Origin of the sequence: Haladaptatus paucihalophilus DX253 (genome assembly GCF_000376445.1) — an archaeon.
GTDB lineage: Archaea > Halobacteriota > Halobacteria > Halobacteriales > Haladaptataceae > Haladaptatus > Haladaptatus paucihalophilus.
The window spans coordinates 464,201-483,904 of record NZ_AQXI01000002.1 but is presented as its reverse complement, the minus strand read 5'-3'; the positions used below and the strand labels follow the sequence as shown (position 1 = coordinate 483,904).

The following is a 19,704-nucleotide window of genomic DNA, read 5'->3' as shown; positions in this document are numbered from 1 at the left end:
ATTCCGCCACCGGAAAACCAGTCGAACGGCGTCGAACGACGCGAAAAGACAGTTCTCCGTCTACTGTTCGGCTTCCTCGGGAGCTGGTTCGGGGACGATAGCACCCGAATCCACCATCGATGTGAGCGGGTTGTCATCGATGTCGAGAGGTAAGTCCACCCGTCCGCGACGGCGTACCGATTCGTAGCCCGCGAACAGTATCTCGGTCGTGTTGAGTCCGATGCGGCCGCTGATGGTAGATTCCGCACCCGTTTCGAGCGAATCGACGATTTCTGCGACCGCACGGTCGTGGAACTCGGAGCCGTATCGTCCCTCCTCCGCTCCCGTGTGGTGCATCGTTTCGCCGCCGACGTCGATTTCCGTTTTGGTCCCGCCCCGTTCGAGTTCGAGCATCGGACCGTCGGTCGCGTCGATTCTGATGATGCCCTCCGTTCCGCGGAGAAGGAGCGCCGCGCCGACGAATTCCGCCTCGGGTTCGGTGGAAGCCATGCCGTACACGCCGTTCGTGTAGCGCCACTGCGCCCACATCTGGTTCTCCTGATGCACGCCGAACCGAACGTCCTCGTCCCGGTAGTCCAACCCCGCGATGACCCACTCGGCCGGTCGGTCGTCGTTGAACATTCCGGCGAGGTCGACGGTGTGCGCGCCGGTGTCGTAGAAGTCGCCCCAGCCGATTTCGACACGACGAAGCTCGCCGATTTCTCCCGCATCGAGCAGCCGTTTGGCCTCCGTGAACGGACGGCCGAAGCGCCGCTGTCGGTTGAACGTCAGTTGGACATCTCGACGGTGACACTCCTGTACCATCCGTCTGGCGTCCGCCCATTCGGTCGCCATCGGTTTCTCGCAGTGAATCGCTTCGACGTCGCGCCGAGCACAGCCGACGACGATATCGGCGTGTATTGCGGGTGGAACGGTGACGCTTACGATGTCCGGTTCCAGCGCGTCGAGCATCTTCTCGTACGATTCGAAGATACCGTCGTCCGGAATGTCGAACGCGTCGGCGAAGGCTACGGCGTTCTCCGGGACGATATCCGCACAGCCGACGAGGCGGCAGTCGTCGTGGTTCGTGTACGCTTCCGCGTGTCGATACCCCATAGCGAATCCTTTGACGGTCGGGTTGGATGGGTCTGGCCCAGTCCCGACTATCGCGACGGTGTGCTCACTCATTGAGACATGTACTCAGTGGGAGAGCGGTATCATAGTGGTTTCCCCTGTTGCGCCCCGTTTTCCGTCTCACCGGATTCGTTCGTTGCCACTACCCCGTTATTTTATAGTGGTCGATTCGCCTACCGTGGGTATGAAACGTGGAGTGATAGCCATCGACGAGACGGAAGCGCACGAAACACTTCTCCGTGAGGCCGGGCAGTGGGCCGCCGCGGCCGACGCGAAACTCGTGGTACTGACCTTCCTCGACGAATCGGAGTACGAAAAGGGCGTCGAGACGCTTGAATCGGTCGGGAAAGTCGAGAACGTGAGCTACGACACCGGTGCCGTCACGGAGGCGGCGGCCGACGACGCCGCGGCGTTCGCCGCCGGTGTCCTCGACGGGATGGGCGTCGAGTTCACGACCGTCGCCGCCGTCGTCGGGGACAAGGAACGCGGGTCCCGCGTCGTTGAGGCGGGTGAGAAATACGACTGCGACCACGCCTTCGTCGTCGGAACGGGGCGCTCTCCGACGGGAAAGGCGCTCTTCGGCGATTTCGCACAGCAAGTGATACTCAACTTCGGCGGACTCGTCACGATCACGATGGAGTGAACGATGCGGTCGGGAACCGGAGCAACGGGAAAACGTGAATTCGGGGCCTTTTTCGCCGGTCGTTAGAACCGTCCCAAAACGCCGCCTCCGTGGGAGAGCGATTCCAACGGAGCTTCGGGTTCGTCGTGTTCGTAAATCGCCCACTCGACACCGGCATCGCGGACGGCGCTCGCACAGGCCGGGACGTCCAGCACGCCGTCCCCGACCTCCGTCGGCGAGCGCGTCTCGTCGGCGTCGGAGACGTGAACGAGCGGAATCCTGTCGCTCCAGCGTTCGAGGAACGCCGTCGGGTCCGCGCCCGCCGCCGTCGCCCAGCCGAGGTCAACTTCGAGTTCGAGCGCGTCCCCGGACGCCTCCGCGAACCGTTCGAACGCGGGGCGGCCTCCGACCGTCTCGAACTCGTGGTCGTGGTTGTGGTAGCCCAGTTCGACGTCGTGTTCCGCGACCGCCCGCGCGAGCGACGTGAGTCGCTCCGCGGTTTCGTCGATGGCCGCTTCGCTCTCGAAGTGCTCCGGGTCGAGCCACGGAACGACGAGCCGGTCACAGCCGAACGAGCGATAGAACGAGACCGTCTCGTCGAGGTCGTCCTCCAGTTCGTCGATACCGACGTGCGCGGCGACGGATTCGATTCCGCCGTCGTCGAGCGCCGCTTTCACGGCGTCGGCGTCGGTGTCGGTGATTCGGTTCGCGAATTCGACGCCCTCGAATCCGGCGTCCCCCGCACGGGTAATCAGTTTCGCGAGGGGTTCGTCTACGGTACGGAGCGAGTACAATTGCACGGCTGGTCGTGCCATACTCGTACCACTCGAACGGGCGGGTGAAAACAGTTGCTTTCTCGGAAATCGTATCGAAACGCACACCGTCGGGTCGGCCGTCGGATAGCGGTCGGTCTCGGCGGAGGCGACAGGGAAAACTGAATATCGTTGCCGCCAGAGCCATGGGCATGCGTAACGACCAAACGCTCGACGTCGGGGTCGTCGGTCTCGGAACGCACGGGTTGAACCGTGCACAGACGCTCGTCGATTTCGACCAGCGAGTGTACGGTTCGGACGCGAGTCCGGACGCTCGAAATCGGTTCGAGCGGCGGTTCGGGAGTGCCCACTTCGAGAGTCCGACCGAACTGTTCGAGGAGGACCTGAACGCCGTCGTCATCACCACGCCGAACAAGTTCCACGAACCGGTCGCGACGGCCGCGATGAAGCGGGGTATCGACGTGTTCATGGAGAAACCGTTAGCCCACACGTTGGCGTCCGCGGAACGCATCGCTGACACCGCGGCCGAGACGGGCCAAACCTGCATGGTCGGCTTTCAGAGCCGATTTCTGAACGTCTGCAAGATACTCAAATGGTACATCGACAGGGGATTTTTCGGGGAGATAACGCACGTTCAGTCGGCGTACATGCGCCGCCGCGGCGTCCCCGGCCGCGGGTCGTGGTACACCTCGAAGGAACTGGCGGGCGGCGGCGCGCTCATCGATATCGGTATCCACGTGATAGACCTGCTCTTTTACTTCCTCGACGAACCGACCGTGGCCGACGTCGCTTCGACCACGCGACGAGATTTCGGCAATCAGGAGTCCTACGCGTACCTCGACATGTGGGGCGAGGACGACGACGCAAACATGTTCGACGTGGAAGATTCGGCGTCGGCGTTCCTGGAGTTCGAAGGCGACAGGACGGCGACGATGGAAACCGCGTGGGCGGTCAACGCCGATTCCGTACACGCGTATCAAATCCACGGCACGGAGGCCGGGGCGCTCTTGGACATCACGGACATCCCCAACACGGACGGCGAGGTGGACCAGACGCTCGAATTCTTCGAGACCCGGAGCGGGGGTGTGGACCACTACCTCGACACGTCCGTCACCGCGAACCGGAACAACCCGTACCGGGAGCAGATACGGGCGTTCCTCGACGCCGTTGCGGCGAACGACACACCGGACATCAACACGGTCGAGCAAGCGCTCGCCGTCCAACGCCTCGTCGAGCGCATCTACGCCGACAACGAGTGACGGACGGAGTGACGGACGGTGTTTGACACCATCAAATTGAGGGATACATTCATATATCGACGGGATACAGGTAAGGTCATGGCGCGAAACGGTCACGGGAGCAAGACCATCAAATCGGTGGGGAACGCGTTTCGGATTCTGGAGGCGCTGGAAGCGAACGAGCCGATGGGCGTTACCGAACTGAGCGACGACGTGGGACTCTCGAAGGGGTCGATACACCACTACCTCGCGACGCTCCTCGAACACGATTTCGTCGAGCGATGCAACGGGAAGTATCAACTCGGTCTTCGGCCCCTGACGTATGGCGGGGAAGTGCGCGAGCGGGAGAAGGTCTTTCAAATCGGCAAGGAAGGGGTCGATAGACTCGCGAAGACGACGGACGAAACGGCCCGTCTGGTCGTCGAACGGGGCGGTTACGGAGTCACGCTCTACCAGTCCACTCATCACGACCGCTCGGGGATACGAACCCACCTCGGGACCCAAGAGGACCTCCATAGCACGGCCGCCGGAAAGGCGATGCTCGCGGCGATGGACGACGAGCGTATCGACGACGCCCTCGAATGGGGAGCATTACCCAGACACACGGACAACACTATCGTCGATGAATCCTCGCTCCGCGCAGAAATAGACGATATCCGGTCCCGTGGCATCGCCTTCGACGACGAAGAGCAGTTCGAGGGGGTCCGCTGCGTCGCAACCGCGCTGGTGACCGAGATGGACGAGCTCCTCGGCGCGATCAGCGTCAGCGGTCCCGTGGACCGAATCGACGACGAGACCTTCTCCGAGGACATCCCACAGGAGATTCGGAACGTCGCGGGCGTCATCGAGGTCAACACGACGTACCTCGACTGGATGGAGTAGTTCCGTAACTGAAGCCGAAAACGGGATTCGACTGTTGCTTGCCATTCAAATGACTTTTGCCGCCGTGTAGGTCACCAGTTCGGTCGCAAGCGAACCACGGAAACACGACGCGGTAGACTGTGATTATCGGCAATCGCTTCGAGCGTCGGAATCGCCCGAGCGACGGGAAGGATTTATATACTTTCATCGAGAGCTACCTCTCGTACGAGCGGGTAGTTTACCTCGTTGGCAGAGGCATCTCTACCCGAGTTGCGACGAATCATGACCGGTACCGTTCTCGATTTCTGGTACCCCGCTGTCTCGACCGCGAGCACGGCGGCTTCTACTGGGAAGGGAACGCGACGGATACAGCCGCCGCGGAGCGCAGCCGGGTACTCGGAGGGGCGCTGAGAGTTGCCGGGTTAGAACCAACACGATTGGGTACGGGAAAAATAAACTGACGGATCTTCGTTCGTTCTAAAATTCACCCAATAATAATATAGATGTCTGGAAAGGTAGTCAGACAATGATTTCTAAACGAGTTTATCACCGCTCAATTGACCCGTTAAGTGCCCCTCACCATAAAATATACTTAATTCTGACTAGTATGTGTAAATGGATATTCCTTCCCACATATCTCTGAATGACACTCGATATTCATATAGTGGAATAGAGTGTATCATGCGCCGCAAAGTCGGTCGCCCCCTCCCCGTTTAAACTCCCCCATATGTCGAGGGGAAACTCATTACTCCGGCGCTAGCAACTATCTATATAAGGGCGGATACATTGCATCACTAGCAACTGTCTCCACAACGAAGGAACCGATACCCAATGAACGAATACGAATTCACCTGCTCGGAGTGTGGGCAACAGATCGAAATCAACGGGCCGATGCGCGAGGCGACCCTCACGCACGGGTGTCCCGTGTGTGGGGCGACCGTCAGTCCGGACAATTTCGCTCCGTGTTAGGAACCCGACCGTTCGCTCGTCTTTTCGACGCTCTCGGTCCCGACGGTCGTTATTCGTTCTCTTCGCGGTCGATTTCCGTTCGACGGCCGCTCAACGTGGTCGGTTCGAATTCGTAGAGTTGGATGTCGAGGTTCTGTTTCGACTTGCCCCAGATTTCGAAGAGGGGACGCTTTGCCGCACCGTACTGTTCGATGTGTTCGACGGTCAGTTCTTCGGGGGGAATCTCTTCGAGCAGTCCGACGGCGACGGCGCTTCTGTACGTCGTTTTGTCGCCCGTCTCATCGTACACGACGAGGCGGGCATGCGGTGAGGACGCGAGGAAGCGTCGCTTCTCGCTCTCTGGCGTCGAAACGAGTCGCATGAAGAACGTCCGTTCACTGGCGTCGTACCCATACGAGATGGGAATCGAATACGGCTGTTCGCCCTGAGCGAGAGATAAGACGCCAGTCTCGTGCTCACCGAGGAAATCGTCGATTTCCGACTCCGTCATCTCAGTTTCGTGGGCGAGTGTCATGGTCAGTACGTTTACCGACCGCGCGTTCTGCCTTAAACTATTCCCACTGCGATAGGCCACCCCTACCACAATCGGTACGTGCTGGCCAACGGCTCAGACGGGCGTGAACACGTCGGACGAGACGACGCTCCCACAGACCGCGCATCCGTGGTCGAGAAGGGCGTCCTTCATAGCGGAGTCGACCGTGGTTGACCTAGCGCACTCCGGACAGACGAAGGTGTAGTTCTCGGTCCTGCTCATCGTTAGTTTGTAGTACGTCGTTTGGGGATAAATGACGTCCTCTATTTCCAAGGGCGTGAGAACACACCCGTCGAACCGCCACGCCGACGGACGGCAGGGGTTCCTGCGTGCGTCACCACCAGTACGCTAAAGGTGCGCGGAGGGAAAGACAGGAGTGGTACGATGGCGTCCGGGATACGAGCGACGGTGAAATTCGATTCTCCGGGTGAGTGTCCGCTCGCCCAGTTCTCGGAGACAGCGGACACGACTATCAATCACGTCTCGTCGAGCGTCGCCCTACCGAATTCGACGGGGAGCGTCACCGAGTTTTTCGCCGCTGTGGACGACCTCCCGGACGACGTAGACAGGGAGCCAGTGTTCTCGTACGGGTCATCGAACCTGTATCGAATCGCGCACGATGGAGACGTGTGCTGTCCGTGCGAGTGTCTCGGTCAGTTCGGCTGTCCCGTCCACCGATACACCGCAGCGGAGGGTGTACTGACGCTCGTGTTCCACGCGGAGGATTTCCGCCAGCTACAGGACGTGATGGCGGAGTTCCGGGAGCGGTACACGTCGGTCGACGTGCAGCAGTTACTCCAACCGCCGCTGGAAGGAACGCCGGAAGAGCGGGTGTTCGTAAACCGAGGGAAACTCACGGACAGACAGCTGGAGGTGTTACAAGCCGCCTACGAGAAGGGGTATTTCGAGCGACCGAAACGGGCGAACGCGACGGAAATCGCGGCGGAACTCGGTATCACCCAATCGACGTTTACCGAACATCTGGTCGCGGCACAGTCGAAGATTTTCGAAGACGTGCTGTGACACGGTGTGCCGTTCGGTTCGCTTCTCGAACCGTCTCGCACCGATATTCGGCAGGAGTATATAAACTACCCCCGATATGAGTGGTGCAGACTGGTTTCGATAGCGGCCATCCAATAGTATATGAGCCAATCATCTATGGCGGCGGTCGGAACGCAGGTACGACAGGGATACGCAACCGATTCGACGGTCGTCACCGATGCCGCCGAGGTACAGGCGATTCTCGATACGATAAACGACGCCGACTGCCGTGCCATCCTCGACGTGACCGGCGAGGAGGTTCTGTCGACGAAGGAAATTTCCGAACTCTGTGACATCCCCCTCTCGTCCACGTATCGGAAACTCGACTGCCTCACCGACGCCGGACTGCTGGAGGAAACCATCAGTATTCGACGGACCGGGAAACACACTAGCGAATACTACACGCGCGTCTCCGACGTGATGATGTCGGTCAACGCCACCGACGGACTCTCGGTCACGATTTCGTACTCCGCACCCCCGAACTAGTTCTCGAACACGCCGATGACGGGCGGACGGGAAATCCTTATTGTGTACTGACTGATTACCGACGGGTAGTATGGACGGATTCGGCGACGCCGTGGACGGGTATTTCGACGTCGAAAACCAGCTCTCCCGGTATTTACTGCAGCGTGCGGACGACCTCCGCTCGAAGGGACGGGGCCGAACGGCCGCCGTCGATTCACGAGAGGACTTCGAAGCACACCGCGAGCGCGTGCGCTCGACGCTCCGTTCGCGTATCGGCGGCGTCCCAGAGCGACCCGACGACCTGTCGGTCGAGACGACCGGCCGCCGTCGGGGAGACGGGTACTCGGTCGAACTGCTCACCTTCAAAAGTCGTCCCGACTTCCACGTGACCGCGAACTGTTACGTCCCCGACGGCGACGGGCCGCATCCGGGAATTCTCTTTCTCTGCGGCCACGCCGAGCCGCCGAAATCCGACCCGTTGAACCAGAAGGCGTGTATCGAACTGGCGCTACACGGGTTCGTCGTCCTCATCATCGACCCGATAGGACAGGGGGAACGCAAGCAGTACCGCGACGTGGAGATAGAGGGAACGGCCGTGAGCGGCGGCGGCGGGACGTTTCCCCACAGCTACGCGGGCCAGAAGTGCTTCTACGCGGGGGCGAACCTCGCGCGATACATGATAAACGACGACCGATGTGCGCTCGATTACCTCCACAGTCGCGACGACGTGGACGACGACCGACTCGGCGTCGCGGGCACCTCTGGCGGAGGCATACAGACCTTGTACCTCTCGCTTCTGGACGAGCGAATCGACGTCGCCGTCCCCTGCTGTTCGATTTCGCACCGCTACGAGCGGCTGAAAACGGGGGGACGAACCCACGCCGAACAGGCGATTACCGGCAGCGTCGCCGAGGGAATCGACGACGCCGACCTCGTGGCCGCGATGGCACCCCGGCCGGTCTGCATCGGCGCGGCGGCGTCCGACCGGTACTTTCCTATCGAAGGCGTCCACGAGACGATCGCCTCCGTCCGGCGTCTCTACGATATCTACGACGCCGGGGAACGGGTGAACCTCGTCGTCAGCGATACCGGACACTGTTCCGTGTACGAACTCGGAGACGAGGTGTTCGAGTGGCTATGTGAACGACTCGGCGACACCGAGTACGAACCACACGACGAGCTACCGACCCTCGACGAAGCCGAACTCCACTGTACATCTCGTGGGAGCGTCCGCGACGCGTACGCGAACGAACGGACGATAGACGACCTCATCCGGGAGTACGTCACGAAGACGTATCCGGATGCGGGGACGAAACCTACCGTCGATTCCGACTGCGGGTACGCCGAGCGATTGCGACGGACGCTCACCGAGACGTTCGTCGCCGACCGGGAGAGCTGTGAACTGTTCCCGCGCTTCATCAGTCGAACCGAATCGGACGGGGTGCGGGTCGAACGCGTCTGGTTCAAAACCGAACGGGACCCGGACATCGTTTGTACGGGCGTGTTGGTCACGGACCCCGAATCGGCCGCCGAATCCCCCGCCGTGGTCCTGTACGAACGCGGGACGGACGAACTCCCGGAGCGGAGCGAAGACGTCGCGTCGCTCGCGCGCGAGCACGGGGCGGCGTTCGTCTTCGACCCGCGCGGCGTCGGCGCGGTGCGGAACCGAAATATCCCGGTGCCGAACTGGGCCGACCACCACGACGGCATGTACGGCACCGAATTCAAACTGGCGAACGACGCGTTGCTATTGGGGTCGTCGCTCCTCGAAATGCGCGTCTTCGACGTGTTCCGCGCCGGGTCGTTCCTCCGCTCGGAAACCGACGCCGAGCGCGTCTCGTTCGTCGGCGAGGGAATCGGCGCGTATCACGCCCTGTACGCCGCGGGCATCGCCCGGAACGTGGACCGGGTCACGCTCCGGTCGCTCGGTCCCAGTTTCTTCGAGTTGGCGACCCGTCGGGAGGCCCCGTTCCGTCCACAACTCACCGCGTTCGACGTCGTTGGCGACCGTGACGTCCCCCACGTGCTCGCGGCGCTCGACCGGCGAGAGGTGCGCGTCGAGCGGGAAATCGGCGAACGGAAAACAGCCGACCGATGACCGCCGACGATGGACGCGGGCGACGGCACACCGGCAAACGGTGAAGGGGGAGGACAGCGAATCTCACCGTAGGACAATGTACTCTCACATCGTGATCGCCGTCGATGGAAGCGACGAGGCGGACCGGGCGGCGCGGCGCGGTCTCGCATTCGCGGGGGAGTTCGACGCGACCGTTGACGTCCTCCACGTCGTCGAACGGAAAGCGCTCGGGCTCACGACGAGCGCCGACGAAGCGGAACGGCTTCGAGAGCGCGGGGAGCGAATTCTCGGGGACATCGAGGACACCGCTTCGGAACACGGGCAGTCGGTGACGACGGCGCTTCGGGAGGGCAAGCCCGCCGTCCAAATCAGCGAGTTCGCCGCCGAACGGGACGCGGACCTCCTCGTCGTCGGTCGCCAGGGGATGACTGGGGTAGAAAAACAACTCCTCGGCGGCGTCACCGAGCAACTCCTCCATCGAAGTACAATGCCCGTGTTCGTCGTCCCCAAGGATGTGAAGCAGACGGCAAAAGCGACCGACTACGCACGCCTCCTCATCCCGACGGACGGGAGCGAAAACGCCGACGCCGCGGTCCCGCACGGAATCGAAATCGCTCGGAGGTACGATTCGGCCGTTCACGTCCTGAACGTCGTGGACCTACAGGTGGCCGGGGGAGCGTTCGACGCGGGCGGCCTGGAAACCGAATTTATCGAACGACTCGGCGAGAGGGGACAAACCGCGGTGGACGAGGTCGCAAGTGAGGTCGAAGAAGGCGTTTCGAGACCGGTGGAAACCGCCGTCGAACGCACGACGTCCTTCGAGGGTGCCGCCGCGGGCATCCAGGAATACGTCGAGGAAAACGACATCGAACTCGTCGTCATGGCGTCCCACGGCCGGTCGAACGTCGGACGACAGTTTCTGGGGAGCGTCACCTCGACCCTGCTCCGAACGGTCGACGTTCCGGTCGTCGTGGTGAAACGGAGTTCGTGAGCCACGACGCGACGGAGCTCGTTTTTGAAGGGAGTGCACTCACCGGAGAGTACACCCACGGAATCGGGAACGCGATTGAAGTCGCTTCGAGACGAACGCTTCGTGGGGGTTCGATGTACGACTCGATTCTCATTCCAACAGATGGCAAAGACGGGACGAAGCCAGCGATCACACACGGCATCCAGCTCGCCGCCGCGTGCGACGCGACGGTACATGCGCTGTACGTCGTCGATTTGCCGTATCTCTCCGGGTCACGGGCCGAACAGCGGGTCGAACCGCTCGAAGCCAAGCTGAACGAAGAGGGGCGGGACGCGACCGCTTCGGTCGCAGAGCGGGCGCGCGAACGTGGTCTCGACGTGACGGAAACGGTTGCGACGGGCCTCCCGTTCCTGTCGATCATAGAATACACCGACGCGCACGACATCGACCTCGTAGCGATGGGAACCGAGGGTGCCGGAAGCTCCAAGGCCCGGCTCGTTGGGAGTACCGCGAAGAAGGTGGTCCGTCTTTCGAAGGTACCGGTACTGACGGTTCGAGCGGTCGAAACCGCTCCGGCGACGGAGTATACGGATGTCCTCCTCGCAACCGACGGAACGCGAGGGTCACGTCGGGCGATTTCCCACTGCAGCGAGCTTGCCGCCGCGTACGATGCGACCGTACACGTCGTCTCGGTCGTCGATTCACGACTGATGCGCGAGGGGTCGGGACGTGAACTCATGGCCCAGCAAGCTGAGCAGGCGTGCACGGATGTGGTCGCTCGGATTTCGAACACCGGCGTTGCGACTACCAGTGACGTTCTTCACGGTCACCCCGCGGACCGAATTCTCGACTACGCGGACGACCGCGATATCGACCTCGTAGTCCTCGGGACGCACGGCCGCTCCGGCATCGACCGGTTCGTGATGGGGAGCGTCGCCGAAACGGTTCTGGGACGAGCCACGACGCCGGTACTGACGGTTCGGGACCTGAGCGAGGAGGAGTAAGCAACGGCGACTATGCTTCGTGAGTAGAGAACTCGGTAGCTCGGCACGAATCGCTCCAAGACGGACGCCGCGGTTCGTTTTGCGTCGATGGCGTTCGCTCTCGCGGGGGCGTTGTTGTCACCCTTCGGAGGTCAACTGGAGAGTACAGTCGGAACGGACGGCAAAGAGTAGATGTTCACACCCGCATCACTCGATTTGTCGCCAACTCCATTCGGGTTCCCAGCCGAACAGGTCGTCTGCCTTCCCGGTATCGACCAGCGACGAGTAGTCGTCATCGCCGAGTGCATCACGAACCTCGACGTCGGGGAAAACGTCCTCGATGAGTTCACGAGTGGGCGTCTCGGCGCTGGTATCGGGCGCAGACACCCAGACGCGTTCGTGGCCTCGAACGCTCGCCTCGACGGCCAGACGGACGAGTTGGACCGCATCCGACATGTGAACGTACGTGAACAGCGTGTTTCGCTGGGTGTGAAAGTTGTCGGAGTTTCGCATTCCGTCGAGAGTTCGGTCGGCCTCGACGATAGTCTCGCGGGCGAGACTATCGTCGACCACCCACGGGAACCGCAGGGAGATAATCGTCCGAGGTCGGTCATCGACGCGACGGGCGAACCCGTCGGCCGCGATTTCGGCCGTCTGTTTTCCCAATCCGTAGGGGTTCGATGGCGTCAGGCGGTGGTGTTCGTCCAGCGGAAGATAATCGACGGTGATTCCCTCGGGCTCGAATCCGCCTCCGATAGCACTGAAACTCGATGCCAGTACCACCGTCTCGATTCCCAACGCACCCGCGGCCTCGAGAACGTGATAGCTGGACATGGCGTTACTCTCGTAGGTTCGGTATCCGGGCGTTTCGTCCGGTGTCGGAATCGTGCCCAAGTGCACGACCGCATCGGCGTCACTCTTCCCGAGCGAACTGTAGACCTCCCCCGCATCCACTAAGTCGGTCCGCAGATAGACGTCCGAGTGGTTCTCGTCGCGCTTGCCACGCGAGAGGTTCACGGTTCGATATCCCTCCTCGTTCAGGTACGCCAGCACGCCACGCCCGACCCGGCCGTTTCCGCCGGTGACGACGATTGTCTTGGTCACAGACCCGCCGTTCTCGCTCCTGCCGTAAAAATACTCGCCGGGTGTCGCTCCTCCGGTGAGTGGCCACAATTCATATACCGTTCGGTAGCCCTCTCCGATACACTAACCCGCTTCTTCAATGAGCCATATCGAAAGCGACGATGATGAACGGACGGGAAGTATAGAATACATCCTCGGAAAGTCGTACGAACTCTTTGCGACTACCCTGTTCAGGGGGAACCGAAAAGTCGTCCTCGTCCTCACGACTGCCGTCTTCGTCAGCACCGCCTATCTCCTGACGCATCGCTATCCGGCGTACGGTGCCGGACTCTTCCTCAAAACATCCGAAACCATCGTGAGCGGGAACTACGCATTTCCCGACCGGGTGATGGGCTATACGCGAAGTGGGATTCCGTTCGCGTATCCTCCCCTCACGTTCTACGTCAACGCCATCCTCCTCGACCTCGGCGTGAGTCCGTTCCAGATCTCGCGCGTGCTACCGGCGATGGTGACGTCCATCGCCTTCGTTCCGTACTTCTATCTCGCCCGCGAGTTCCTCCCGTCGTCCGAGCGGGCGGGTGTTGCGGCGATCATCGCTGCCGTCACGCCGATGCTTCTCCAGTGGCATCTATCCGCCGGGGGAATCGTTCGAGCACCCGCGTTTTTCGTCCTCCTGTCCGGGTTGTACGTCGGTATCCGGCTGTTTCGCTATCGGACCCGCCGTTCACTCGTCGTCGGCACCGTCCTGTTCGGACTGATGGTGCTTACTCATCCGACGTATTCGATGTTTTTCGCGGCCAGTTACGTCCTCTTTTTCCTCCGAGAGGACCGGTCGCTCGACGGGTTCGGGCGGGGACTCGTCGTCGCCGGAGGTGGACTGCTAATCGCAAGCCCGTGGCTCGTTCGGGTGGCCTCGACTCACGGCATCGACGTGTTCACATCGGCGGCAGGGACGCACGGTGGACTCGGAGCGGGCGTGATGGTATTTCTCGACCGGCTTGGCGACCCGTTCGCCGGTTTCCCCGTTATTTTGGTCTGGTACGTGCTTCTCACCTTCGGCATCTACTACCTCGTTCGGAGGAAACAGTACTTCCTTCCCCTCTGGTTCGGCGTTTCCGTCTTTCTGATGGACGAGATACGGTTCGCATTCATACCGGGCGTCATGATTCTCACGCTCGGGGTGACCGACGTGATGCCAGCTATTCACGCTCGTCTCTTCCGGTCGGAACGGACTGCCACGTCGCAGATCGCCGTTACCGCGGTCGTCCTCTGCTTGTTCGTTAGTCTCGGTGGGATGTTCGTCGCGAATCAGTCGGTCACGAATCACGACCCGATGCCGTCGTTTATCGACGGCGAGGACACGTCGGCGATGTCGTGGGTACAGTCGGAGACGCCATCCGATGCGGAGTTCGTGGTCATCGGTGACGCCGCGGAGTGGTTCCCGTACTTCACCGACCGAACGATTCTCGTCGGTCCGTGGGGCGTCGAATGGAAGACGCCCGCGGCGTATCAACGGCAGATGGACGCCTATCGGAGTCTCTCGGATTGCGACACGGCTCGCTGTCTGACCGATGCGCTCCGTTCGAGCGGCCGTCACCCGGCGTACCTCTATATCCCGAAAGGGCAGTACACGGTACGGGGTATTTCCACCGTACAATCGAGCCGTATGCGTCGTTCGCTCGAACGAAGTGATCAATACGAAATCTCGTACGAAAATACGGGCGTGCTGGTCGTTCGGATTCGTCCGCATACGTGACTCGCGTCGTACGCGTCCACGTTTACTCGACCTCCTATCACGTGGACGTGGAGGAACACAACTCAGCGATGTATAAAATCATAACCATCGGGCACAGTCTTTATCATACGACTCGACAATCGACCTTCTACGAATGGATTCCCGGATTTCCCGCCGTCGTTTCCTCCAAGTGGGTGCAACCTCCGCTTCCATCGGATTCGCTGGCTGTAACGCGTGGTCCGTCTCGTCGGCCGATGAAACGGGTCGCACACAGGGTGTAAACGCTTCGTCGCGCGAACTGGCATCGAATCGGGACCCGGTGAACGTCCGCGGGGCCATCTACATCCCGACGCGGGCGTTCAACCGGTACCAGATGTGGCACGAGTACGACCCCGCGGTTATCGAGCGCGACCTCGGGTACGCCGCCAGCCTGAACCTGAACGCCATCAGAACGTGGTTGAGCTACGAGTTCTGGCTCGAAGACCGTACGGCACACGAAGAGCGATTGGAACACTTTCTCGAAACCGCCGACTCGTACGGCATCGAAGTCCTCCTCGGCCTGTTCGACAGTATCGGCGAAGAGCCGACCCTCGAGAATCTGTACGACACGGGCCTTCTCACAGGCGTCCAAACGTTTTCCCCATCGACGAGAACGATGTTGGACAAGGAACTCTGGGGGAATCCGCGCGACTTCATCTACTGGTTCATGACAAAGTACCGAGACGACGAACGGTTGCTCGCCATCGAACTCTCGAACGAACCGGGGTGGAAGCGGTCGTCTCGGAAGTTCGTCGAGGGAATGGCGAAGATGATGACGCACTATCGAGGTTCGATTCCGCTCACCATGGGGTCGACGAGCCTCGCGAACAACACCGACTATCTCGACTGGGGGTTAGACATTCTCCAATTCCATTACAATTTCGCACAGACCCCAGCGCTGTTTCGGCGAGTGCTCGAACAGGCGGCGCTCACGAAATCCAGACAGGGTAAGCAAGTGTGGCTCTCCGAATGGCAGCGGGTGCGACCGGGAGAAGGGTTCTTCGCGGACGTGACTGGCGAAGCACGTTACCCGGACTACTCGTCGCTCGCCCCGCTCATTCACGAAGCGAACGTCGGGAACTTCTTCTGGTCGCTCATGCTACGGCCGGCCTCGGAACTCCACTTCCGTCGCCAAGGCGTGGTGAACGGCCTCTTTCACGAAGACGGTGCCGTCTGGAATCTCGACGACGCCCGCGCCATCAAAGCGATGTCCGGCGACCCGGAATACGACGGAACCGAACGCAAGGAGTACCCGGACTGGATGTCCGAGATGAAGGGATCAACGATTCCGAGAACCGGCCCCCATCCGAGATGATGCGTGCCGACCGGACGACCAACCTACGGTACACCGCTTACCCCTCTTGAGTCGTTCGACAATCGGGGCAGAGGTTACCAGCGAACGGAAACGCCGCCCGTTCGGATCGAAATCAACGACACGTCACCGTTCGTCGGGACCGTTATCGTCGTCGGTTCGACGATGATAGCGATGTGCCCACTGCCGGGTATCGGCACGTTCGCGACCCCGGTCCCAGCAACCGTCACCGTCGTGTCTCCTTCTACCACCGTCACGTCGCCGGTGACTCCCGTTCCCGCCGGAACCACGGGCGTGATCGGTGCGTTCGCTGGCTGGTCGGCGACGAGCGAGCCGAGCCAAATTCCCCCCAGGAAGAGCGCCAGTACCACCAGTATCGCCAGCAAGAGAGCGCCAATCGCTCCGATGACGATGGACAGCGTTCCACGGCGCTTCGACCGCCGAGTTCGGCGCGATGCCCGTTCGTACCCCTCGTCGTAGCCACGGTCGTACTCCGACACCACATCTTGTTTTTCATTCGTCATTTGTGTCACCCCCCTACCGAGTAGGAACGCGTGAAATTCGTCGCGGAATCGCGCGACGGAATACGAAAGTCGATGGGACCTCACGGAAGCACCGTACGCAACGGCCGGATTCATAGCGGTCGTCTTACCACCCGACGACCAGTCGTTCGTCGGTACCCCCGGTGAGCGCCCCTCGCCTCTCCAACTATAGATAGGACAGCTATCAGTATAAAGATTTGTAGAAATAGAGAACAGTCGGGGACGAGAGTGGGGAGGGTCGGCCGCTCCGACGCGAGAGTCATCGGCGACGAAATGCCGATGTCGCGCCGAGCGCGCCGCACAAATGCGGCTTCAGTGAGCGAGAGCCCGAAAAATCACCGTTTCGACTCCGATTCCGGCGCTATCGGTTCGCTATCGATCGGATAGCGACCCCGGAGTCCACGACCCGTCGAAATCCTCGTGCGTGAACGACTTGGCGTCCGCGCCGGCGTAGGTTCCGACGACCTGTCCGTCGCCTTCGAGGTAGTACTGGTAGGTCGTCAGGCCTTCGAGGCCGACCGGTCCCCTCGCGTGTATCTTTCCGGTACTGATTCCGACTTCGGCCCCGAGTCCGAACCGGTAGCCGTCGCTGAACCGAGTCGAAGCGTTGTGGAACACGCTCGCCGAATCGAGACTGCGCATGAACCGGCTCGCACGCTCCGCGTCCTCGGTCACTATCGACTCCGTGTGTTTCGACCCGTACGTGGTGATGTGGTCGATGGCCTCGCCGAGCGAATCCACGACTTTGACGGCGACGACCAAATCGCCGTACTCCGTCGCCCAGTCGTCCGATTCCGCCTGTTCCATATCGACGATTGCACGGGACGCCTCGTCGCCTCGCATCTCGACGTTCGCGTCCACGTACCGCTCGGCGATTTTCGGCAGGAACTCCGCAGCCACGCTCTCGTGGACGAGTAGGGTTTCCACCGCGTTACAGACGGCGGGATACTGCACCTTCGCGTCGTACGCGATGTCCGCCGCCATCGAGAGGTCCGCCGCGTCGTCCACGTAGACGTGACAGATGCCCTCCGTGTGGCCGAGGACGGCGATACTCGTGTTGTCCTGTATGTATTCGACGAACGCCGAACTGCCCCGCGGCATGAGGAGGTCGATGGCGTCGTCCATGTCGAGCAGCGCATCGACGTCCGCGCGCGCCTCGATGAGCTGAGACCACCCGTCGGGCATCTCGGACGTCGCCTCCCGAATGATTTCGAAGAGCACCCTGTTCGAATGGCTCGCCTCGCTGCCGCCCTTCAGTATCACCGCGTTCCCCGACTTGAGGCCGAGGGCGGCGATTTGGACGAGCGCGTCGGGGCGCGATTCGAAGATGGTTCCGATGACGCCGATGGGAACGGTGCACTTGTACAGCTCCAAGTCCTCGTCGAGTTCGCGCGCCGTTTGGGTCTCCCCTAGCGGGTCGTCCTGGGCGGCGACGCTCCGAACCATCTCGGCGATGCTATCGAGCTTCGACGGCGAGAGTTCGAGTCGGTCCACGAGGGCCTGACTGTACTCCCCCGCCGCGAGGAGTTCTTCCGCCTCGCTAACGTCCCGTTCGTTGGCTTCGAGTATCTCGTCGCTTCGCTCGATAATCGCATCGGCAATCGCGTTCAGCGCCGCCGACCGCTCGTCGTCCGACAGTTGCGCGAGTTTCAGCGCGGCACTCTCCGCCTCTGCCACTTTCGTTTCCGTCGATTTTTCAGTCATCGTTGGCTCCGTCTTCCGGAATGAATATCGTTCCGACCGCGTTTCCGTCTACGATTCGGTCTACGACGTCCTCCTTCGTGGACCGCGCGATGATGGCCGGAATACCACGCTCGCTCACCGAGTGTGCGCCCGCAACCTTCGTTTGGATGCCGCCGAACTTGGCGGTCGCGCTTTCGTCGACCATCTCCTGTACGTCCCCGTAGTTGTGACCCACCGCTTCGATGCGCTCTGCCGCGGGATTCTCCTTCGGGTTGCTGGTGTAGACGCCGCCGACGTCGGTGAGCGTGACGAGCAGGTCCGCGTCCACGCCGACCGCCACCGACGACGAGAGCATGTCGTTGTCGCCGATTCGAATCTCCTCGGTCGCCACCGCGTCGTTCTCGTTGATTATCGGGACGATACCCCACTCCAGCAGCGTTTCGATGGTGTTCTTGAAGTTGGTGAACCGTTCCGCGCTATCGAGGTCGTTCTGCGTGACCAAAATCTGGGCGATCTTCTGGTCGTAGCGTTCGAAACTCTCCGTGTACCGACGCATGAGGTGGGATTGGCCGACGGTCGACAGGGCTTGGGATTCCTCGATGGTATCGTTCGGATACCCGACCCGGCCCTTCCCGGCACCGATGGCACCGGATGAGACGAAGAGCACTTCCCGCCCGTGCTCACGGAGCTTCATCACGTCGTCGACGAGTTTGTCGAGCTTTTCGTCGTCGAGCTTCGACGTCTCGTCCGTCAGCGAGTTCGTCCCGGCCTTCATGACTATTCGGTCGGCCGTCGCCGCCTTCCGTCTCGCGCGTTCCAGGTCCCGCGTTTCTCTAGCCTCATTCGTCGTCATAGTCGGGTGCCAACTCCTTCGAGCGATTTTCCGCCGCCGCCACTGCTTCCCCAATCGTTGCTTCCACGGAACTGTCGCGGAGGACTTCCATCCCCGCTATCGTCGTTCCTTTCGGTGAACACACCGCGTCTATCAGTTCTTCGATACTCTCATCGGACTGGAGCACGGTCTCGGCGGCCCCTTTGAACGTCTGTGCGGCGAGTACCGTCGCGTCCTCCGGACGCAGGCCGCTCTCGACGCCAGCCCACTTCATCGCGTTGAGCAGGTAAAAGACGAACGCGGGTCCGCTGCCGTTGACGGCGGTTGCGACGTCCATCTGCGCTTCGTCGATCTCGACGAAGACGCCGAGGTCTTCGAGGAGCGACGCGACGTCATCGGAGATCTCCGCCCCGGCGACCGCCGCCGCCATCGTTCCAGACTCGGCCGCGAGATTCGGCATCAAACGAACGACCGTCGCGTCGGTTCTCGCTTCGAGCGCCGTCGTCGGAACACCCGCGGCGATAGAGAGTAGCGTTTGTTCCGGGGAGAGGTCGAGTTCGGTAACGACGTCAGCGACCAAATCGGGTTTGACCGCGACGAACACGATCTCCGGTTCGGTCGCCACCGCGATATCCGTCGTCGTTTCCGAGCAGTGCCCCGATACCGCATCGAGGGCGTCCGGGTCCACGTCGTATGCGACCACGGAATGGTTTCCAGTTCTGGAGAGTCCCCGAACGAGGGCACCCCCCATGTTTCCACACCCAATAACGCTAGCCTGTACCATCCTATACTGACCCGTCGTAGGGACGGAGACTAAATAACGTTGGTAACGGC

20 protein-coding genes are annotated in these 19,704 nt (G+C 61.3%); 11 read left to right on the top strand and 9 right to left on the bottom strand.

Annotated elements, in window-relative coordinates:
• Positions 1 to 60: 60 nt before the first annotated feature.
• The gene (locus B208_RS0118525; RefSeq protein WP_026177944.1) at positions 61 to 1,167 is read right to left on the bottom strand and encodes a Gfo/Idh/MocA family protein; all 1,107 of its coding nucleotides are present in this window, start codon (positions 1,165 to 1,167) and stop codon (positions 61 to 63) included.
• 130 nt (positions 1,168 to 1,297) lie between these two features.
• Between B208_RS0118525 and B208_RS0118520 the strand changes: the two genes are divergently transcribed.
• Positions 1,298 to 1,756, top strand: coding sequence for a universal stress protein (locus tag B208_RS0118520; RefSeq protein WP_007983085.1), 459 nt, complete (start codon positions 1,298 to 1,300; stop codon positions 1,754 to 1,756).
• A gap of 62 nt (positions 1,757 to 1,818) precedes the next feature.
• Here the strand turns inward: B208_RS0118520 and B208_RS0118515 are convergent, their stop codons facing one another.
• Positions 1,819 to 2,550, bottom strand: a complete 732-nt coding sequence (locus B208_RS0118515) for a sugar phosphate isomerase/epimerase family protein (protein ID WP_007983083.1) — start codon at positions 2,548 to 2,550, stop codon at positions 1,819 to 1,821.
• A gap of 143 nt (positions 2,551 to 2,693) precedes the next feature.
• Here B208_RS0118515 and B208_RS0118510 point away from each other — a divergent pair, with 143 nt between their 5' ends.
• The 3 genes from B208_RS0118510 to B208_RS23080 all read left to right on the top strand — a co-directional run bounded on the left by B208_RS0118510 (position 2,694) and on the right by B208_RS23080 (position 5,576).
• Positions 2,694 to 3,767: a Gfo/Idh/MocA family protein gene (locus B208_RS0118510; protein ID WP_007983082.1), complete on the top strand. Its 1,074-nt coding sequence runs from the start codon at positions 2,694 to 2,696 to the stop codon at positions 3,765 to 3,767.
• A gap of 78 nt (positions 3,768 to 3,845) precedes the next feature.
• Entirely contained in the window at positions 3,846 to 4,628 is a 783-nt protein-coding gene (locus B208_RS0118505; protein ID WP_007983080.1) for an IclR family transcriptional regulator, read from the top strand.
• 810 nt (positions 4,629 to 5,438) lie between these two features.
• Complete coding sequence (locus tag B208_RS23080) at positions 5,439 to 5,576, top strand: DUF7560 family zinc ribbon protein (RefSeq protein ID WP_007983078.1); 138 nt, start codon at positions 5,439 to 5,441, stop codon at positions 5,574 to 5,576.
• 49 nt (positions 5,577 to 5,625) lie between these two features.
• On the opposite strand, the gene B208_RS0118495 is transcribed toward B208_RS23080, so the two are convergent.
• Both B208_RS0118495 and B208_RS23075 read right to left on the bottom strand, forming a co-directional pair.
• Positions 5,626 to 6,090, bottom strand: a complete 465-nt coding sequence (locus B208_RS0118495; RefSeq protein ID WP_007983076.1) for a pyridoxamine 5'-phosphate oxidase family protein — start codon at positions 6,088 to 6,090, stop codon at positions 5,626 to 5,628.
• A 93-nt stretch (positions 6,091 to 6,183) separates the two neighbouring features.
• The gene (locus tag B208_RS23075; RefSeq protein WP_171970527.1) at positions 6,184 to 6,330 is read right to left on the bottom strand and encodes a DUF7560 family zinc ribbon protein; all 147 of its coding nucleotides are present in this window, start codon (positions 6,328 to 6,330) and stop codon (positions 6,184 to 6,186) included.
• 162 nt (positions 6,331 to 6,492) lie between these two features.
• Here B208_RS23075 and B208_RS0118485 point away from each other — a divergent pair, with 162 nt between their 5' ends.
• The 5 genes from B208_RS0118485 (at position 6,493) to B208_RS0118465 (ending at position 11,665) form a co-directional block, all read left to right on the top strand.
• Positions 6,493 to 7,131, top strand: a complete 639-nt coding sequence (locus B208_RS0118485) for a DNA-binding protein (RefSeq protein WP_018129048.1) — start codon at positions 6,493 to 6,495, stop codon at positions 7,129 to 7,131.
• A 120-nt stretch (positions 7,132 to 7,251) separates the two neighbouring features.
• Positions 7,252 to 7,635 carry a winged helix-turn-helix domain-containing protein gene (locus tag B208_RS0118480; RefSeq protein ID WP_073096653.1) on the top strand — a complete coding sequence of 128 codons (384 nt, stop codon included), beginning with the start codon at positions 7,252 to 7,254 and terminating at the stop codon, positions 7,633 to 7,635.
• A gap of 70 nt (positions 7,636 to 7,705) precedes the next feature.
• On the top strand, positions 7,706 to 9,712 hold the full coding sequence (locus B208_RS0118475; RefSeq protein ID WP_007983069.1) for an alpha/beta hydrolase family protein: 2,007 nt from the start codon (positions 7,706 to 7,708) through the stop codon (positions 9,710 to 9,712).
• Positions 9,713 to 9,788: 76 nt separating this feature from the next.
• The gene (locus B208_RS0118470; protein ID WP_007983068.1) at positions 9,789 to 10,682 is read left to right on the top strand and encodes a universal stress protein; all 894 of its coding nucleotides are present in this window, start codon (positions 9,789 to 9,791) and stop codon (positions 10,680 to 10,682) included.
• Positions 10,683 to 10,795: 113 nt separating this feature from the next.
• The gene (locus B208_RS0118465; RefSeq protein WP_232423867.1) at positions 10,796 to 11,665 is read left to right on the top strand and encodes a universal stress protein; all 870 of its coding nucleotides are present in this window, start codon (positions 10,796 to 10,798) and stop codon (positions 11,663 to 11,665) included.
• Between the two features lie 186 nt (positions 11,666 to 11,851).
• On the opposite strand, the gene B208_RS0118460 is transcribed toward B208_RS0118465, so the two are convergent.
• The gene (locus B208_RS0118460; RefSeq protein ID WP_007983066.1) at positions 11,852 to 12,748 is read right to left on the bottom strand and encodes an NAD-dependent epimerase/dehydratase family protein; all 897 of its coding nucleotides are present in this window, start codon (positions 12,746 to 12,748) and stop codon (positions 11,852 to 11,854) included.
• Between the two features lie 118 nt (positions 12,749 to 12,866).
• On the opposite strand from B208_RS0118460, the gene B208_RS0118455 reads away from it, so the two are divergent.
• Both B208_RS0118455 and B208_RS0118450 read left to right on the top strand, forming a co-directional pair.
• Complete coding sequence (locus B208_RS0118455) at positions 12,867 to 14,483, top strand: ArnT family glycosyltransferase (protein ID WP_007983065.1); 1,617 nt, start codon at positions 12,867 to 12,869, stop codon at positions 14,481 to 14,483.
• A 133-nt stretch (positions 14,484 to 14,616) separates the two neighbouring features.
• Positions 14,617 to 15,816, top strand: coding sequence for a glycoside hydrolase 5 family protein (locus tag B208_RS0118450; protein WP_232423866.1), 1,200 nt, complete (start codon positions 14,617 to 14,619; stop codon positions 15,814 to 15,816).
• Between the two features lie 74 nt (positions 15,817 to 15,890).
• Here B208_RS0118450 and B208_RS0118445 read toward each other — a convergent pair whose 3' ends face one another.
• The 4 genes from B208_RS0118445 to proC all read right to left on the bottom strand — a co-directional run bounded on the left by B208_RS0118445 (position 15,891) and on the right by proC (position 19,654).
• Positions 15,891 to 16,337 (bottom strand): hypothetical protein, encoded by a 447-nt coding sequence (locus B208_RS0118445; protein WP_232423865.1) that lies wholly within the window; start codon positions 16,335 to 16,337, stop codon positions 15,891 to 15,893.
• 390 nt (positions 16,338 to 16,727) lie between these two features.
• Entirely contained in the window at positions 16,728 to 18,059 is a 1,332-nt protein-coding gene (locus tag B208_RS0118440; protein WP_007983062.1) for a glutamate-5-semialdehyde dehydrogenase, read from the bottom strand.
• The gene (proB, locus tag B208_RS0118435; RefSeq protein WP_007983061.1) at positions 18,052 to 18,891 is read right to left on the bottom strand and encodes a glutamate 5-kinase; all 840 of its coding nucleotides are present in this window, start codon (positions 18,889 to 18,891) and stop codon (positions 18,052 to 18,054) included. Before proB ends, B208_RS0118440 begins: the two co-directional genes overlap by 8 nt.
• The gene (gene proC, locus B208_RS0118430) at positions 18,878 to 19,654 is read right to left on the bottom strand and encodes a pyrroline-5-carboxylate reductase (RefSeq protein WP_073096650.1); all 777 of its coding nucleotides are present in this window, start codon (positions 19,652 to 19,654) and stop codon (positions 18,878 to 18,880) included. Before proC ends, proB begins: the two co-directional genes overlap by 14 nt.
• Positions 19,655 to 19,704 lie beyond the last annotated feature (50 nt).

Coding starts and splice junctions, on each gene's coding strand:
- B208_RS0118525 (WP_026177944.1), bottom strand. CDS start 1,167: ATGAGTGAGCACACCGTCGCGATAGTCGGGACTGGGCCAGACCCATCC.
- B208_RS0118520 (WP_007983085.1), top strand. CDS start 1,298: ATGAAACGTGGAGTGATAGCCATCGACGAGACGGAAGCGCACGAAACA.
- B208_RS0118515 (WP_007983083.1), bottom strand. CDS start 2,550: ATGGCACGACCAGCCGTGCAATTGTACTCGCTCCGTACCGTAGACGAA.
- B208_RS0118510 (WP_007983082.1), top strand. CDS start 2,694: ATGGGCATGCGTAACGACCAAACGCTCGACGTCGGGGTCGTCGGTCTC.
- B208_RS0118505 (WP_007983080.1), top strand. CDS start 3,846: ATGGCGCGAAACGGTCACGGGAGCAAGACCATCAAATCGGTGGGGAAC.
- B208_RS23080 (WP_007983078.1), top strand. CDS start 5,439: ATGAACGAATACGAATTCACCTGCTCGGAGTGTGGGCAACAGATCGAA.
- B208_RS0118495 (WP_007983076.1), bottom strand. CDS start 6,090: ATGACACTCGCCCACGAAACTGAGATGACGGAGTCGGAAATCGACGAT.
- B208_RS23075 (WP_171970527.1), bottom strand. CDS start 6,330: ATGAGCAGGACCGAGAACTACACCTTCGTCTGTCCGGAGTGCGCTAGG.
- B208_RS0118485 (WP_018129048.1), top strand. CDS start 6,493: ATGGCGTCCGGGATACGAGCGACGGTGAAATTCGATTCTCCGGGTGAG.
- B208_RS0118480 (WP_073096653.1), top strand. CDS start 7,252: ATGAGCCAATCATCTATGGCGGCGGTCGGAACGCAGGTACGACAGGGA.
- B208_RS0118475 (WP_007983069.1), top strand. CDS start 7,706: ATGGACGGATTCGGCGACGCCGTGGACGGGTATTTCGACGTCGAAAAC.
- B208_RS0118470 (WP_007983068.1), top strand. CDS start 9,789: ATGTACTCTCACATCGTGATCGCCGTCGATGGAAGCGACGAGGCGGAC.
- B208_RS0118465 (WP_232423867.1), top strand. CDS start 10,796: ATGTACGACTCGATTCTCATTCCAACAGATGGCAAAGACGGGACGAAG.
- B208_RS0118455 (WP_007983065.1), top strand. CDS start 12,867: ATGAGCCATATCGAAAGCGACGATGATGAACGGACGGGAAGTATAGAA.
- B208_RS0118450 (WP_232423866.1), top strand. CDS start 14,617: ATGGATTCCCGGATTTCCCGCCGTCGTTTCCTCCAAGTGGGTGCAACC.
- B208_RS0118445 (WP_232423865.1), bottom strand. CDS start 16,337: ATGACGAATGAAAAACAAGATGTGGTGTCGGAGTACGACCGTGGCTAC.
- B208_RS0118440 (WP_007983062.1), bottom strand. CDS start 18,059: ATGACTGAAAAATCGACGGAAACGAAAGTGGCAGAGGCGGAGAGTGCC.
- proB (WP_007983061.1), bottom strand. CDS start 18,891: ATGACGACGAATGAGGCTAGAGAAACGCGGGACCTGGAACGCGCGAGA.
- proC (WP_073096650.1), bottom strand. CDS start 19,654: ATGGTACAGGCTAGCGTTATTGGGTGTGGAAACATGGGGGGTGCCCTC.